The organism is Acetobacter fabarum (assembly GCF_040702925.2).
GTDB lineage: Bacteria > Pseudomonadota > Alphaproteobacteria > Acetobacterales > Acetobacteraceae > Acetobacter > Acetobacter fabarum_B.
In genome coordinates this window covers 1-14,933 of record NZ_JBFCXX020000003.1, presented here as the reverse complement: position 1 = coordinate 14,933, position 14,933 = coordinate 1, and the positions used below count along the sequence as shown (strand labels likewise).

Below are 14,933 nucleotides of genomic sequence, written 5' to 3'. Positions count from 1 at the left end.
GCGCGGGCCGCCCTCCCCGCTTATTGCGCGTAAAATGCAGGCACACAGCTCTTCCAAGCCTAACATGCCCGGCAGCAGGTCTGGCGTGAGCTGGAAACATTTTTATCAATGATTAGAAGGGAAAAACACGCATGGAGCGGATGAGGGGAATCGAACCCCCGTATGCAGCTTGGGAAGCTGCCGTTCTACCATTGAACTACATCCGCATGGCGCGTGGGCGGCTTATAGCGCGCTCCAACACGACTTGCAATGCCATACGGATATTATTCCGCCTCCGCATCCGGGCCAACCAGATCGGAAATATGGCCCAGTTCAAGCAGACTCATGCCTTCAGGCGGACGGGAACGTGCGCTCCCCCGTGCTATGCGGCGTGGCAGAACGGCCTGTGTAAAGCCCAGCTTGGCGGCCTCCTTGAGCCGCGCATCCGCCTGCGGCACCTGCCTGACCTCCCCCGACAGCCCGACCTCTCCAAAATACACGGCACCGGGGCTTGTGGGCACACCACTGGCAGCAGAAACCAGAGCTGCCGCCACAGCCAGATCCGCCGCAGGCTCAACCACCCTGAGCCCGCCTGCCACGTTGAGGTAAACATCCATGCCGGACAGTTTGAGCCCACAGCGTGTTTCCAGCACCGCCAGCAGCATGGCCAGACGCCCGCTATCCCACCCCACCACGGCACGGCGGGGCGCGCCATCCCCCCCTTTGGGGGAGAGTAGCGCCTGCACCTCCAGCAGCACAGGGCGCGACCCTTCCAGCCCTGCAAACACGGCGGAACCAGCAATATTACCCCGCCGCTCGGCCAGAAACAGGGCAGACGGGTTACTGACCTCTTCCAGCCCACGGTCTGTCATGGCGAAGACGCCAATCTCATCCGTAGCGCCGTAACGGTTTTTGGCAGCGCGCAGAATACGGAACTGGTGGCCCCGGTCGCCTTCAAAATACATGACCGCATCCACCATGTGCTCCAGCACACGCGGGCCAGCCAGTGCCCCCTCCTTGGTCACATGCCCGACCAGAATAAGGCTGAAACCCCGGCGCTTGGCAGCCCTGATCAGCTCAAACGCGCACGCTCGCACCTGCGAGACTGTTCCGGGCGCGCTATCCACCGTTTCCAGCCACATGGTCTGGATGGAATCGATCACCACCACCTTAACGTCCGGCTCGGCCTCAAGCGTTGCCACAATATCCGCAACGTTAATGGAGGCTGCCAGGTCCAGACTGGATTCCACAACCCCCAGACGGATGGCGCGCAGGCGGATCTGGTCCACCGCCTCTTCCCCCGAAATGTAGAGAACCCGCTCCCCCTTACCCGCCAGACGGCTGGCCGCCTGCAACAGCAGGGTGGATTTGCCAATACCCGGGTCCCCCCCGACCAGAACCACAGAAGCCGGAACCAGCCCCCCACCCAGCACCCGGTCCAGCTCCGCAATCCCCGTGCCCGTGCGCGGAGGCAGTTCAACCTTGCCCCCCAGCCCGTGCAACTGCACACGCCGCCCCTTGCCTGCGCGGGATGAGGCCGAGGAGGCCGCCAGAGGCTCCACGGCCATTTCTTCCAGCGTATTCCATTCCTGGCAGGCATCACACTGGCCTGCCCACTTGGCGTGAACAGCGCCGCACGCTCTGCACACGTACTGGCGGGACGTTTTTTTGGCCACGAAGACTCCCCTGTTCCTGCCCTGCTGGAGCGTTATAAATGGAATAAAACAAGAACAAACTCAAGCCCCGGTACAGGTATAATCCCACCCCACACCATTACGGGCCAGACGCCTCCGGGCCGACAAAACAAAACCATGCTTTGACGAACCCGACCCGAACGGGTTACGGCTCACACCACAGCAGACCCAGACCACACACAACAGGAACAGACAGCCCGAACCCATGGATATGGTGCTTGATCTTGTGGCCCGCACAGGCCGCGCCACACTCTCGCTTGTCCGCAGCGCGGGCGCTCTGGCGCTCTTTGCAGTGGCGGGGCTGTCCCACATTCTGCGGCCACCGTTCTACGGGCGCGTGTTTGTACGCACGTTTCTGGAAACCGGGTTTTTCTCTCTGCCGGTTGTGGCTCTGACCGCTCTGTTCTCGGGCGGGGTTATTGCGCTGCAATCCTATACGGGCTTTGCACAGTACCATGCTCAGAGCGCCATAGCCGGTATTGTGGTGCTGGCCGTAACCCGCGAGCTTGGGCCCGTGCTGGCTGGCCTTATGGTGGCTGGCCGCGTGGGGGCCGCCATGGCCGCCCAGATCGGCACCATGCGCGTGACCGACCAGATTGATGCGCTGAGCACACTCTCCACCAACCCCATGAAGTATCTGGTCGCCCCACGCCTGCTGGCGGGCATGATCGCCCTGCCCCTGCTGGTTCTGGTGGCGGACGTACTGGGTGTGGCTGGTGGCTTTACGGTTTCCGTGGTCAAGCTCGGGTTTTCTCCCACAGCCTATATTACGGCAACGCTTAACGCGGTTAAGACCATAGACGTAACGGTAGGGCTGATTAAGGCCGGGCTGTTCGGGTTCCTGATCACGCTCATGGGCTGCTATTATGGCTATAACAGCAAGGGCGGGGCCGAGGGTGTCGGCTCTGCCACCACATCGGCCGTTGTGGTGGCGTCCATTCTGCTGCTGGCCTTTGACTACCTGATTACAGACCTGTTTTTCTCACAATGAGTGCCGCAGCCATGGACCAGAGCATGACCAGTGCTCCCCCCAAAATCCGTATTCGGGACCTGCACAAATCCTTCGGGGATAAAAAGGTGCTCGATGGCATTTCGCTCGATGTGCCGCAGGGAACGTCGTTTGTCATTATTGGCGGCTCAGGCTCTGGCAAGTCCGTTCTGCTCCGCTGCATTCTGGGCCTGATGACCCCGGATTCGGGCAGTATTGAAATTGATGGCGAGGACGTACTGGCAGCCTCCGCCAGGCGACGCGACCAGCTCCGTAGCGAAATTGGCATGCTGTTCCAGAACGGCGCGCTGTTTGACAGCCTGCCCGTATGGGAAAACGTGACTTTTGGCCTGCTCGCCCTCAACAAGCTGACCCGTGCCAACGCGCGCGACAAGGCCGGGGCCATTCTGGAGCAGGTGGGGCTGGCCCCTTCCGTGGGGGACCTGTTCCCTTCCGAACTGTCTGGCGGCATGCAAAAGCGTGTCGGGCTGGCACGCGCCATTGCTGCCCAGCCCAACATTCTGTTTTTTGATGAACCCACAACCGGGCTGGACCCGATTATGGGCGCGGTCATTGACGGGCTGATTGTGGATTGCGTTAAAAAACTCGGCTCCACCGCCATTGCCATTACGCATGACATGGCCTCCGCCCAGCGGATCGGGGATGAAGCCGCCATGCTCTACAAGGGTAAACTGGTCTGGCAGGGGGCTGCGGCATCGCTCATGCAGAGCGGCAACGATTACGTGGACCAGTTTACCCACGGTCGCCGCGAAGGCCCGATTACGATGGAATTAAGACGATAACGATTTTAACGGCCGTCTAATTACCTTGCCCATGGCAGGCGGGAATGAGATAGAGACATTCATATCCTTCTGTGGAGAAAGACACATAATGAAACGTGCGGTTCTGTTGCTGGCATGCGCGCTTGGACTTTCCGCCTGTGGAATGTTCCACCACCCTCCGCGCCAACTGACCAAACCCGCACAGTGGGAGCCCTTGGGCTATCACGACCACCTGAGCAGCAGCGACAACTAACCCGCTAACCCGCACAGGCAACCCACCGGGCACAACACAGGGTTACCCGGGCAGTCTATCCGGGCGCATGTAGGTATATGCACCATGCACCCGTGGCGACTGGCGGCATGGCGTGGGTGCCCTTCGTGCCATCGGGCGCAGGTCGCGCAATGGCAGGCTGGTAATGCCAGTGCGCTTTACAGTATGGCGCTTGCGGTCGGACTGTTTCCAAAAAAGATAAACTTTTCTCACATTAATCCGGCCATGGTATAAAGCGCTCCGGCTTTGCGCCATGGCGGCATGCAACCTGTTATCCGCCCTGATCGTTCCAAGCCGTAATGTTTCCTCCCCACGGCGCAAGGTTGCCTGATGCTTCGTATGCCTGTCCGCGTAGTTTTTTTACTTTCGCTCTTCCTCTTTTCCCTCTCTGGCCTGTCCCTTCCAGCAGGCGCGCAGAATACCGATCAGCCCGTAGCGGCAGACAGTACGCTCACGCCCCTGATCATGGGCGCGCAGGATATTGTTTCTGACAAAACGCTTGATGAAATCGGGGTGGAAATCCGCTCGATCTACACAAGTGGTGTCATGGAACGGCAGGCAGGGCACAGCGCGCTGGACCTGAGCACACTGCTCCAGCGTGCAACCGCTGTTTCCACCCGGACAGACAGATTGCTGGCGCGGATCAAACCGTATCAGGACATCTACCAGAACTTTGTGGATATTCTGGGCAAGCCCCCCGGCAAGGATGACCCGCCCGAAGCCGCATCCATTACCGAGCAGCGCGCAAGCCTGAACCGGCGGCAAAAAGATATTTCCGCCCGTATGACCCGGCTCAGGCTTTATCAGGTCGAGGCGCAGCAGCTTGTGAATGAACTGCGCCAGCATGACAGCGCCATCCAGCAGGCCACGCTGTGGCAGCAGATGCCCTCCCCGCTTGGTGTCAACTTCTGGTCGCAGTTCGTGCAAACTGCGCCACAGGATGGCCGCAGGCTGAACGCACTTGGGGCCGAAACCCTTGCCATGCTGGCAACAGCCCTGACTGGCAAACGGGTTTTTATAACACTGGCAGGCCTGTGCGCATCCATCCTGCTGCTGGTGGGGTGGCTGAACGCACGCAGGCCCGTGCGCCTGCTCTGTAGCCGTTTTTTGCCCACAGGCCGCGTGCGCCCCATTGCCGCAACGGTTCTGTGCGGGGCGATAAGCGTGCTGGCCTGTGGTATTTCCTTTCAGGTTTTCTGGAACACGCTGGCGTTTGACAACCCCGGCGTGGGGGATGATCTGGTCCAGCTTGCCAGCATGGTCGCCACACAGGCCCCGTTGTGCGGGTTGGTGCTTGAGCTTGGGTTCTGCTTTTTAAGCAGCAAGGCGGAATGGCGTGTTTTCAACATGTCAGACGATCTGGCCCGCAGCCTGCGCCTGTTCCCCGCATGGTTGGCCATTGCCATGATCGTGCGGGGCATCCTACGGTATGTGGATACGCAGAGCGGACTTTCCCTACTGAGTGTGCAGCTTATGGACGGGCTTTATACCCTTGCGGTCAGCCCTCTCCTGTTTGCCATTCCGCGCAAGCTGCGCCTGACAGCCTTACAGGATCAGGAGGAAGATGCCGAACCGGGCATAACGGAGCAGACCGCGCCACTCGCACAGTTCCTGCGCAGCATGGCCATGGGCATTTCCATCATCTGCTGGATTGCGGTACTTTCGGGTTATATTCCCCTCGCCTACACCCTGATCTCGTGGGTGAGTGTCATGGCGCTGAGCATGACCACGCTCTTGCTGCTGTCCATGCTCACAACCGCCATTGGGGGCGCACTGTTTGCCTCCCGCGCCCCGCTGGGCCGCCATCTGGTGGAACTGGGGCTGCCACCACGCCTGATCAATCAGGCCAGTATTCTTATCCCCGGCCTGATCAACGTGCTGCTACTGGCTGTAGCCTATGCCGTAGCCACATCGGGCGCCAATTTTGACCCACCCCAGATATGGCAGCAGCTTTACGCCCTGTTCCACGGCACGGAAGACAGCAATACGTCCTCCGTCTCGCTCGATGCCATTCTGCTGTGCATTGCCTTGCCTCTGGTGGGGTACCAGGCCATCAAAATGGTTAAATCGTGGTTCCAGCAAAGGTTTTTCCCTGCCACCAATCTGGACATAGGCGCGCAGGCCTCCATCCTGAGCATACTGGGATATGCTGCGTGGATCCTGATCGGGCTGGCCATGTTTGCAGCCCTTGGGGTTACGGTCAAAAGCATGACATGGGTTGTCAGCGCCCTGTCGGTAGGGATTGGTTTTGGCCTGCAATCCATTGTGCAGAACTTTGTATCGGGCATTATCCTTATGGCCGAACGCCCTGTATCTGTTGGGGATGTGGTGACCATTGCAGGGGTTACCGGCAAGGTGGAGCGCATTAGCGTACGCTCCACGGACATAAGGCTGGATGACAAATCCACCATGATTGTCCCGAACTCGCAGTTCATTACATCGGCGGTTAAAAATGCCACACGGGCACAAAAGCCCGGTGTGTTTACCGTGGAACTGGACCTGCCCTTTGCCTCGGACCTGAACAAGGCCAGCAGCGTGGTTATTGCCACCCTGAGCGCTTGTGCCGATACCGACCCGGACAGCCCCCCGACCGTAAGCATGACATCGGTTGCCGACGGCTCGGCCGTGCTAACCGGCTCAGCCAAAGCACGCGAGGGGGTGGAAATAAAAACTGCCCGCAGCAGCGCGCTGTTTGCAATCTGGCAGGCTTTTCAGGAAAACGAGATCCCCGTCACATTCCGCCAGACCGTACGCGCACCCTAAACGCCAGCCCATACCCGGCTCTGTGACGCACACTCCCCACAGAGCCGGATTTTTTACCTGCACCGCACAGCAAAAAGCCCGGCCCCATTATGGGAGCCGGGCTTTTTTACGCGCAGATCACACCTGCCAGACGGGGCGGGCATTACTGCTCGTGAATATTATCCAGATCGGCAAAGCGTGTGTATTCGCCTTCGAAGAACAGGTTGATGGTGCCTGTTGGCCCATGACGCTGTTTTTCCAGAATCAGTTCGGCCTTGTTATGGACCAGCCCCATCTTGCGCTGCCATTCGTCCATGGCCACTGCGTATTTGTCCATGGAATCATAGGCTGTTTCCTTGGGCATACGCTGTTGCAGGTAATATTCGTCACGATAGACGAACATCACCGCATCGGCGTCCTGCTCAATGGAGCCGGATTCACGCAAGTCGGACAGCATTGGCCGCTTGTCCTCGCGGCTTTCCACCTGACGGGAGAGCTGGGACAACGCAATAACCGGCACTTCCAGTTCCTTGGCAATGGCCTTGAGGCCCTGCGTGATCATGGAAATTTCGAGCACGCGGCTTTCGGGGCGGGTACCAACGGAGGGGCGCATGAGCTGGAGGTAATCCACCACGATCAGGCTCAGCCCCTGCGTGCGCTTGAGGCGGCGGCAGCGTGTACGCATGGCCGAGAGCGAAATGGCTGGCGTATCATCAATCAGCAGTGGCAGGCGGGAAAGCTCGTGGCTGACCCGCACAAACCGGTCAAACTCCTTTTGCCCGATATCACCCCGGCGGATACGCTCGCCCGATACCTCGGCCTGTTCGGACAAAATACGTGTCGCAAGCTGCTCGGCCGACATTTCGAGCGAGAAAATGGCCACTGACCCATTGGGTTTGCCCCCTTTTTCCTCCGCGTCGTCCATCAGGGACCGCGCGGCGGAAAAGGCTATCTTGGTCGCCAGCGCCGTTTTACCCATAGCCGGACGCCCTGCCAGAATAAGCAGATCGGACGGATGCAGACCACCGGTCTTTTTATCCAGATCCCGCAGGCCAGATGTCAGGCCCGTGACGTGCCCTTCGCTCTGGAAAGCAAGGGCCGCCACATTGATCGCGCCTGTGAGGGCCTTGTTGAAGGCGACAAAATCGCCCTCCTTGCCTTTTTCGGTCGCCAGTTTGAACAGGGCTTCTTCCCCTGCCTCAATTTGGTCAGGGCCGGACAGGTCCCCCGTTGCCCCAAAGGCGCTGTTAACAACATTTTCGCCAATCTCAATCAACTGGCGGCGGATCCACGCATCATGGATGGCGCGCCCGTAATCCCCGGCGTTGATAATCCCGACCATGGAAGTCAGCAGTTTGGCCAGATAGGCCATGCCGCCCACGTTATCGAGCATGCCGGAGTTTTCCAGCTCCGCGCGCATGGTAACCGGGTCGGCCAGCTGCCCGTTTTCTATCCTGCGAGCAATAGCGGCATATAACAGCCCGTTCACACGATTGGCAAAATGCTCACCGGCCAGAAAGTCGGATACCCGGTCATACGCCCGGTTATTGGTCAGCAACGCGCCCAGCAGCGCCTGCTCGGCCTCGATATTGGCCGGGGGCTGGCGCAGGGTCAGCCCCAGCAGGCCATCTTCCTTTGGTTTGTCGGTCTGTGTTGTCATGCTCACATTAATGGCCTGTTACGGGTGCGGGTCTGGCATATGGCGCAGGGCAAGCAGGTATTTCAGGCACCAAAGGTTGCCACAAAATCGGCAAGTCCGGTCTGCCTGCGCGTAAGCAGGCGGCCCGCCACCAGCACGGAGCGCGCCTCGGCCACGGCCCGGTCCAGCTCTGTGTTGATGATAACATTATCAAACTCCTGCCAGTGTGAAATTTCATCCCGCGCGGCAGCCATACGCCGGGCAATTTCATCCGGATGGTCGGAACCGCGGCCCTTGAGACGGCGCTCCAGTTCCTCCAGAGAAGGCGGGAGCACAAACAGACCGATCACATCCCCCGGCAGGGCCTCGCGTATCTGCCGGTGTCCCTGCCAGTCTATGTCGAACACCATGTCATGGCCTGCGGCAAGGGCCTGCTCCACCGGAGCACGGGGAGTGCCGTAGCCCCGGCCGAACACAATGGCCCATTCCAGCAGTTCACCCGCCTGCGCCATCGCCTCAAACTGCTCCATGGTCCGAAAATAGTAATGCACACCCTCTTTTTCCCCCGGTCGGGGCTGGCGCGTGGTCACGGACACGGAATGCTTCAGTCTTGTGTCCGACGCACGCAGTGCATTGGCAATCGTTGACTTGCCAGCACCCGAAGGAGCGGAAATAACAAGGCATACGCCCCGCCGCGTTGCCTGACCCGGATGAGCCGTTCCATTGTGCGCCATGTTGCTCTTTTTACACCCTGCCTGTTCAAACTTACACTCTTGCCTCTTCATGCCAGAAGCGGCCATGCTGCGCCACCGCGCTCTATGCCACAAGGAAGGCGGACCTTGCCATGCAACACAATACTGTTCTCATAACCGGCGCATCCTCTGGTCTGGGGCGCGCACTGGCCCAGACTCTGGCCCGCCCCGGCCGCACGCTCTGGCTGGGAGGGCGCAACACGGCACGGCTGGAAGAAACGGCACGGCACTGCATAAGCCGTGGCGCTGCCGTACACCTGAATATATGCGATGTCACAGATACCGCAGCCATGGCGCAATGGGTTCATGGCACAGGTGGGGTAGACATGGTTCTGGCCTGTGCGGGCATTACCGGTGGCACGCGCAGGCCCACAGGCCCGGATAGTGCGGCTACCGAACCACAGGCCCAGATCCGCCGGATTTTTGCAACCGACCTGACCGGCGTGCTCAATACCGTGCTCCCCGCACTGGAGCTGATGCAAGGCCAGCCCCGCGCCGCAGATGGCCTGCGCGGGCGCATCTGCGCCATTTCCTCCGTAGCGGGGCTTGTCTCCTTCCCCGGTACGCCATCTTACAGTGCGGCCAAGGCGGCGGTGGACCGGTTTATGGTGGCAACCGGGGGCAACGCCAAAAAGGCGGGTATTCTGCTCAGCTCGGTTGTCTGCGGTTTTCTGGACACGCCCATGGTGGCGCACAACGCGTTCCCCATGCCCGGCTTGACCGATGTTAACAGCGCATGCCGCCGCATTCTGCGCGGGCTTGCCCGCAATGAGCGGCGTATTACCTTCCCACTCTGGCTGGCGGCGGGCTCACGCCTTATGGACCTGTTGCCCATCACACTGGCAGAAGCCTACTATAACAACCAGCCTTCCGGAGCTCCCGGCAGCATGCCCGAACCCGACCTGAGTTGACCCCAGCCCCAGCCCCCAGCCCAATGCAGAAAAAACCTCTGACATGACGCAGGATACCCGCCTGCGCACACATGCCTTAATGGAGGACATGTCCGCCGCCGCCGTGCGCGAACCAGTGCCCGAACACCTGAAAACCATGCGAATGGACCGCGTGTTCTGGAGCCATTTTGCTCCCAATCTGGGTCTGGGCGGCTGGGTTACGGGGGCGCTGCTGGTCAGCATGGGGCTGGATTTTAAAACAGGCGTTGCCGCCGTACTACTGGGCAACCTGATTGGCGCGCTGCCCGTGGCACTGGCCGCAGCCATTGGCCCTGTAACCGGGCTGACGCAAATGGAGGCATCACGCCGTGCGCTGGGGCAGATGGGCCTGCGCCTGCCTGCGTTCCTGAACTGGATTTACTGCGTGGGGTGGGACGCGGTGAACAACGTCCCCGCCGCAACCGCCCTGATTGCACTGCTTCTGGCAGGCGGCATACACGCCCCGTTCTGGGCGGCCCTTGGCGTGCTGGCCGGGGTGCAGATGCTGGCCTCCATTTACGGCCATCATGTGGTGCAGACCTTGCAGAAATATCTTGGCGCGTTCCTGCTGCTGGCCTTTGCGTTAATTGGCATTGTGTTTGCCATGCGTGGGCAGGCGCCACTTGGTAGTCATCACCCCGTCAGCGTGAGCACATTCCTGCTGGCTGTGGGGGTTCTGGTCAGCTTCAACCTGTCATGGGCGTCCTATTCTTCGGATTATACGCGCTACCTGCCTGCCAGCGCCAACCCCAAAAAAGTGGTGTGGCTTGCGCTGGCCGGGTTGCTGGCTTCGGCCATTCCATTCCAGATTCTGGGCCTGATCTCAGCCAGTAGTGTGGCGGATGCCTCGCCCACAGCGGTTATTGCATCGCTCCTGCATACCCTTGGCCCACTGGGCACGTTTGCGCTGGCGGCTATTGCGCTGTCTTCCATTACCGGCAATTCGTTCAATGACAACACGGCAAGCTACAGCCTTATTTCCGCCGGGGTGCATGTGCCCCGTATTGCCGCAGCCATACTGACAGCCACACTGGGTTACGTGCTGGCTGTAGCCGGTGCAGGGCGGTACACAACGCTCTACACCGACTACCTGATGGTCACCATGTACTGGATTGCGCCGTGGATCGGCATTGTGCTGGCGGACTGGTACTGCACAGACCACGCCCCAAGGCCTACCCCAAGCGGATGGACGCGGGGTGCCAGCATATTTGCCATAACCACTGCCCTGACCATTGGCCTGTTTTCCACCAGCAGCCTGTACACCGGCCCCATTGCCCGCTGGCTGGGTGGGGCCGATATTGGGTATTACGTCGGGTTTTTTGTCGCCGCTGGCTGTTATGCGGCAGGCATGCCGCGCCGCACCAGCTCGTAAAGTCCGAGTGCTGCCGCAACAGACACATTCAGGCTTTCCATCTCACCGGGCATGTACAGCCCGGCAATTTCATCACAGCTTTCACGCGTCAGGCGGCGCAGGCCGCGCCCTTCGGCCCCCAGCACAAGGGCTACGCGCCGCCCGTCAAACCCGGCACCGTTGAGAATTGTGCCGCCGGCATCCAGCCCCACCGTCCAGCAGCCCGCCTTTTGCAGCATTTCTATTGCGCGGGAGAGGTTGACCTCGCGCACAAAAGGCACGGTTTCCAGTGCGCCGGATGCGGCCTTGGCCAGCACGGCGGTTTCCTCCGGGGCATTGCGGTCCTGCACCACAATGCAGGCCGCCCCAAAGGCTGCGGCAGAGCGCAGTATGGCGCCAACATTGCGCGGGTCTGTGACCTGATCAAGCACCAGCACGGGGCCGGGACGTTCCAGCGCATCCTCCAGCGAGAGCGAAGGCAGAATCTGCGCCAGCATGGCCACACCCTGATGCACCGCCTCCGGCCCCAGCAGATCGTCCAGCCGCGCGCGCTGCACCAGTTCGGGGTTGACCTGCAAGCCCCGCCCACCTGCACGGGCGGCTTCTTCGAGCACCGGGTGTTCGGCCTCGGTCACCAGCAGGCGCTCGTACACCCTGCGCGGGTTGGCCAGAGCCGCCGCCACGGCATGTGTGCCAAACAGCCAGCACTTGCCCGCCGGGGCCGTACCATCGCGCCCACCGCCACCATGGGCGGATGAACGGGAACGGCGTGCGGGGCGTGCGGCTTTGCGGGGGTTCTGCATGGACGATACGGTTCCAGGTTGGAGTCACTCTGCCTCTCCCCTAGCGCATGAGCGGGGTCTCCGCCTATCCCTGCAACGGCGCGGGGGTTATCTTTGTCTGTCGCATGTCCGAGTGCCGCAGGGAATGGACATTCCCCCCCTGCGGCTGTAATCCGTCTGAAGCAAAGCAGCCTAGACACAACAGCAGAACGGGAGCGCCCCATGTCCGCAGCTCAGGGCCCATGTGCGGGCGCCATTACCCTGTATAAAAACGATCTGCCCGATGGCCTGCGCTTTACCGGCTCCATTGCCGTGGATACGGAGACAATGGGCCTGAACCCGTACCGGGACCGGCTCTGCCTTGTCCAGCTTTCCAGCGGGGATGGCACGGCCCATCTGGTCCAGCTTATGCCGTCCTCCCTTGGTGGAACGGGGTATGACTGCCCCAACCTGAAGCGCGTTCTGGCAGACCCGACGCTTACCAAAATCATGCATTTCGCACGGTTTGATGTGCGCATTCTGCAACATGCGCTGGGTATTACGGTCAGCCCCGTTGTGTGTACCAAAATTGCGGCCCGGCTGGTCCGCACCTTTACGGACCGCCACGGGCTGGCCGCCCTGTGCCGGGACCTGCTGGGCGTGGACCTGAGCAAACAGCAGCAAAGCTCGGACTGGGGCGCGCCAGAACTCAAACCCGAGCAACTGGCCTATGCCGCCTCGGACGTGCTGTACCTGCACGCGCTGTGGCACAAGCTCGACGCCCTGCTGGAGCGTGAAAACAGGCGCGATCTGGCGCAGGCATGCTATGATTTTCTGCCCACGCGCGCCCGGCTGGACATGATGGGTTACGAAGACCCGGATATTTTCTCCCACCGCGCCTGAGCAACAGCGTATCTGGCACCCCTTTGCCACCGGACCGACCTGACACCCATGACACCCCCCGCCCACACCCCACACCCCACACCCGGCATGGACGCCGCGGCCACCGTGCGCATGGAGCAGGCCGGGCTGAACGCACTGGCCCTTGCGCTGGAAGACCCCTCCGGCCTTGGGGGGGCATTTGCTCAGGCTGTGGCTGTTCTGCTGGGCATTACCGGCCGAGTGGCGGTTACGGGCATTGGCAAGTCTGGCCATGTTGCGCGCAAGATACAGGCAACACTGGCCTCCACTGGCACGCCCTCGTTTTATGTGCACCCTGCCGAAGCCTCGCACGGGGATCTGGGCATGGTGTTGCCAGCAGACGCCATTCTGGCTTTTTCCAATTCGGGGGAAACCACGGAACTGGCCGATATTGCCGCCCATGCCCTGCGCACCGGCCAGCCTTTACTGGCCGTAACCAGCAAGGCCACCTCCACTCTGGCTACAACAGCCACACTGGCCCTGACCCTGCCCGCCATGCCAGAAGCCTGCCCCATGGGACTGGCCCCCACCACCAGCACGCTCATGCAGCTTGCCTTTGGCGATGCACTGGCCGTGGCCCTGCTGCGGCAGAGGGGCTTTACCGCAACCGAATTTGGAGCCTTCCACCCCGGTGGCAGGCTGGGCGCACGCCTGCGCACGGTGCGCGAGGTCATGCACACAGGCAACGCCATGCCACTGACCGCGCCTGACACGCCCATGCGGGATGTCATTATGGAAATGACACACAAGGCGCTAGGCTGCGTTGGCATTGTGGGGCAGAATGGGGAACTGGCGGGGCTGATCACGGATGGTGACCTGCGTCGCGCGCTGGACCATGACCTTACAACCACACTGGCACAAAACATTATGAATCCACGCCCGCTCACCATAAACCCGGATGTGCTTGCCTCCGAGGCGTTGCAGGTCATGAATGCGCGTGAGCGGCCCGTTACCGCCCTTTTTGTTCTTAACCCCGCAGGCCAGCCCATTGGGGTTGTGCATCTGCATGATCTGGTCCGGGCAGGCGTTGGATGACGGACACCCCCGGCAAACGCCCCGAGCGTGAGGACTACGCCCGCTCGGGCGTGAATATACAGCAGCAGCGCGAGCGTCTTGCGACGTCGTCCATCAGGCGCAAGGTGCCAGATGCCGCCACGCTGGCGCGCAGGCGCACCATGCTGCGCTGGGCCAAATGGCTGCTGCCCGCCACGGCTCTGCTGCTTTTGTCCGCCATTGCCGTCTGGCCTGAAGTGGAGCGCCTGATAAGCGCCAATCAGACCACCATGCGCGAGTTAAGCAAGGTCAAGATAGAAAGCGGCAACCTTGTCGGGGCCACCTACCGTGGCGTGGATGAATACAACCGCCCGTTCACGATCACGGCGGATACGGTGCATCAGGCACCCAGCAACAGGCTGGATCTGAACAACCCGGTGGCCGACATTCTGACACAGGGAGGGGACTGGCTTATGGTCCGATCGGAAAAAGGCGTTTACATGCAGCACGCACAGATTCTTGACCTGACCGGAGAAGTCACCCTGTACCGCAATGATGGCCTGATGATGCATACTCCCCTTGCCGATATTGACATCAAGACCGGTATTATCACCTCTGATTCATGGGTCCGGGCAGAAGGTCCGTTCGGCTCTCTGGATGCACATGGCTTCCTGCTCAGCCAGCACGATGGTCTGGCCCAGTTCCGTGGCCCCGGCCGCCTGATCCTTAATGATGACCGCCAGAACGATGCCAGGACTGGCAAAAAGGCATCCTGAAGCATGACAACACAAGCCTCGCCCTCCCCTTCCTCCGCCATACGTTCCTTTGCGCGCTGCTGCCTGCTGGCCAGCCTGCCCGCAGGCAGCATGCTCTGGCATGGTGCGGCACTGGCGCAGGCGATTGACCTGTCACATGGTGGGCAGATTGCGGTAACGGCTCTGGGCGGGTTTGACTGGGACCAGAACCTTAAAAAAGTGGTCGCCTATGATCAGGCCAAAGCCGTACGGAACAACGCCACGGTCACGGCTGACAAGCTGATTGCCTATTACCGCAAGAAGCAGCCCGCAGGTGCCACGACCACCGAACAGGCCGCTCCCCCACCTGCCGTCCAGCCGGGCCACCCCACCCCCG

At 60.9% G+C, this 14,933-nt stretch carries 14 protein-coding genes, 1 tRNA gene and 1 pseudogene; 10 read left to right on the top strand and 6 right to left on the bottom strand.

Annotation, left to right across the window (positions count from 1 at the left end; translation table 11 throughout):
* Window positions 1–132 precede the first annotated feature (132 nt).
* The 3 genes from AB2L51_RS03745 to AB2L51_RS03735 form a co-directional block, all read right to left on the bottom strand.
* Window positions 133–206 (bottom strand) — tRNA-Gly (locus AB2L51_RS03745).
* A gap of 57 nt (window positions 207–263) precedes the next feature.
* Window positions 264–1,655 (bottom strand): DNA repair protein RadA, encoded by a 1,392-nt coding sequence (radA, locus tag AB2L51_RS03740; RefSeq protein WP_395581088.1) that lies wholly within the window; start codon window positions 1,653–1,655, stop codon window positions 264–266.
* Between the two features lie 60 nt (window positions 1,656–1,715).
* Window positions 1,716–1,880, bottom strand: coding sequence for a hypothetical protein (locus AB2L51_RS03735; protein WP_395581087.1), 165 nt, complete (start codon window positions 1,878–1,880; stop codon window positions 1,716–1,718).
* On the opposite strand from AB2L51_RS03735, the gene AB2L51_RS03730 reads away from it, so the two are divergent.
* From AB2L51_RS03730 to AB2L51_RS03715, 4 genes are all read left to right on the top strand, one after another.
* Entirely contained in the window at window positions 1,879–2,664 is a 786-nt protein-coding gene (locus tag AB2L51_RS03730) for an MlaE family ABC transporter permease (RefSeq protein WP_395581086.1), read from the top strand. The two genes, AB2L51_RS03735 and AB2L51_RS03730, sit on opposite strands and share 2 nt — an antisense overlap.
* A gap of 11 nt (window positions 2,665–2,675) precedes the next feature.
* Window positions 2,676–3,464, top strand: coding sequence for an ABC transporter ATP-binding protein (locus AB2L51_RS03725; protein WP_395581236.1), 789 nt, complete (start codon window positions 2,676–2,678; stop codon window positions 3,462–3,464).
* An 88-nt stretch (window positions 3,465–3,552) separates the two neighbouring features.
* Entirely contained in the window at window positions 3,553–3,696 is a 144-nt protein-coding gene (locus tag AB2L51_RS03720) for a hypothetical protein (RefSeq protein WP_166110940.1), read from the top strand.
* Between the two features lie 357 nt (window positions 3,697–4,053).
* Entirely contained in the window at window positions 4,054–6,477 is a 2,424-nt protein-coding gene (locus AB2L51_RS03715) for a DUF3772 domain-containing protein (RefSeq protein WP_395581235.1), read from the top strand.
* Between the two features lie 142 nt (window positions 6,478–6,619).
* Here the strand turns inward: AB2L51_RS03715 and AB2L51_RS03710 are convergent, their stop codons facing one another.
* Together AB2L51_RS03710 and gmk are read right to left on the bottom strand one after the other, a co-directional pair.
* Window positions 6,620–8,116 (bottom strand): replicative DNA helicase, encoded by a 1,497-nt coding sequence (locus AB2L51_RS03710; protein WP_395581085.1) that lies wholly within the window; start codon window positions 8,114–8,116, stop codon window positions 6,620–6,622.
* 62 nt (window positions 8,117–8,178) lie between these two features.
* Complete coding sequence (gene gmk / locus AB2L51_RS03705; RefSeq protein WP_395581084.1) at window positions 8,179–8,829, bottom strand: guanylate kinase; 651 nt, start codon at window positions 8,827–8,829, stop codon at window positions 8,179–8,181.
* Window positions 8,830–8,939: 110 nt separating this feature from the next.
* Between gmk and AB2L51_RS03700 the strand changes: the two genes are divergently transcribed.
* Together AB2L51_RS03700 and AB2L51_RS03695 are read left to right on the top strand one after the other, a co-directional pair.
* A complete protein-coding gene (locus AB2L51_RS03700; RefSeq protein WP_395581083.1) occupies window positions 8,940–9,758 on the top strand; it encodes an SDR family NAD(P)-dependent oxidoreductase in 819 nt (272 codons plus the stop codon).
* A 43-nt stretch (window positions 9,759–9,801) separates the two neighbouring features.
* Window positions 9,802–11,148, top strand: a complete 1,347-nt coding sequence (locus tag AB2L51_RS03695; RefSeq protein WP_395581082.1) for a purine-cytosine permease family protein — start codon at window positions 9,802–9,804, stop codon at window positions 11,146–11,148.
* Here the strand turns inward: AB2L51_RS03695 and rlmB are convergent.
* Entirely contained in the window at window positions 11,112–11,930 is an 819-nt protein-coding gene (rlmB, locus tag AB2L51_RS03690; RefSeq protein WP_395581081.1) for a 23S rRNA (guanosine(2251)-2'-O)-methyltransferase RlmB, read from the bottom strand. The two genes, AB2L51_RS03695 and rlmB, sit on opposite strands and share 37 nt — an antisense overlap.
* A 201-nt stretch (window positions 11,931–12,131) precedes the next feature.
* On the opposite strand from rlmB, the gene AB2L51_RS03685 reads away from it, so the two are divergent.
* From AB2L51_RS03685 to AB2L51_RS03670, 4 genes and pseudogenes are all read left to right on the top strand, one after another.
* Window positions 12,132–12,791, top strand: coding sequence for a ribonuclease D (locus AB2L51_RS03685; RefSeq protein ID WP_395581080.1), 660 nt, complete (start codon window positions 12,132–12,134; stop codon window positions 12,789–12,791).
* A gap of 48 nt (window positions 12,792–12,839) precedes the next feature.
* Entirely contained in the window at window positions 12,840–13,844 is a 1,005-nt protein-coding gene (locus tag AB2L51_RS03680) for a KpsF/GutQ family sugar-phosphate isomerase (protein WP_395581079.1), read from the top strand.
* Window positions 13,841–14,578: an LPS export ABC transporter periplasmic protein LptC gene (gene lptC, locus AB2L51_RS03675; RefSeq protein ID WP_395581078.1), complete on the top strand. Its 738-nt coding sequence runs from the start codon at window positions 13,841–13,843 to the stop codon at window positions 14,576–14,578. The genes AB2L51_RS03680 and lptC overlap by 4 nt, the downstream gene beginning before the upstream one ends.
* Window positions 14,579–14,581: 3 nt before the next feature.
* Window positions 14,582–14,933: pseudogene (locus AB2L51_RS03670) on the top strand (hypothetical protein); the annotation flags it as partial.

Coding starts and splice junctions, on each gene's coding strand:
- AB2L51_RS03730 (WP_395581086.1), top strand. CDS start 1,879: ATGGATATGGTGCTTGATCTTGTGGCCCGCACAGGCCGCGCCACACTC.
- AB2L51_RS03735 (WP_395581087.1), bottom strand. CDS start 1,880: ATGGGTTCGGGCTGTCTGTTCCTGTTGTGTGTGGTCTGGGTCTGCTGT.
- AB2L51_RS03725 (WP_395581236.1), top strand. CDS start 2,676: ATGGACCAGAGCATGACCAGTGCTCCCCCCAAAATCCGTATTCGGGAC.
- AB2L51_RS03720 (WP_166110940.1), top strand. CDS start 3,553: ATGAAACGTGCGGTTCTGTTGCTGGCATGCGCGCTTGGACTTTCCGCC.
- AB2L51_RS03715 (WP_395581235.1), top strand. CDS start 4,054: ATGCCTGTCCGCGTAGTTTTTTTACTTTCGCTCTTCCTCTTTTCCCTC.
- AB2L51_RS03710 (WP_395581085.1), bottom strand. CDS start 8,116: ATGACAACACAGACCGACAAACCAAAGGAAGATGGCCTGCTGGGGCTG.
- gmk (WP_395581084.1), bottom strand. CDS start 8,829: ATGGCGCACAATGGAACGGCTCATCCGGGTCAGGCAACGCGGCGGGGC.
- AB2L51_RS03700 (WP_395581083.1), top strand. CDS start 8,940: ATGCAACACAATACTGTTCTCATAACCGGCGCATCCTCTGGTCTGGGG.
- AB2L51_RS03695 (WP_395581082.1), top strand. CDS start 9,802: ATGACGCAGGATACCCGCCTGCGCACACATGCCTTAATGGAGGACATG.
- rlmB (WP_395581081.1), bottom strand. CDS start 11,930: ATGCAGAACCCCCGCAAAGCCGCACGCCCCGCACGCCGTTCCCGTTCA.
- AB2L51_RS03685 (WP_395581080.1), top strand. CDS start 12,132: ATGTCCGCAGCTCAGGGCCCATGTGCGGGCGCCATTACCCTGTATAAA.
- AB2L51_RS03680 (WP_395581079.1), top strand. CDS start 12,840: ATGACACCCCCCGCCCACACCCCACACCCCACACCCGGCATGGACGCC.
- lptC (WP_395581078.1), top strand. CDS start 13,841: ATGACGGACACCCCCGGCAAACGCCCCGAGCGTGAGGACTACGCCCGC.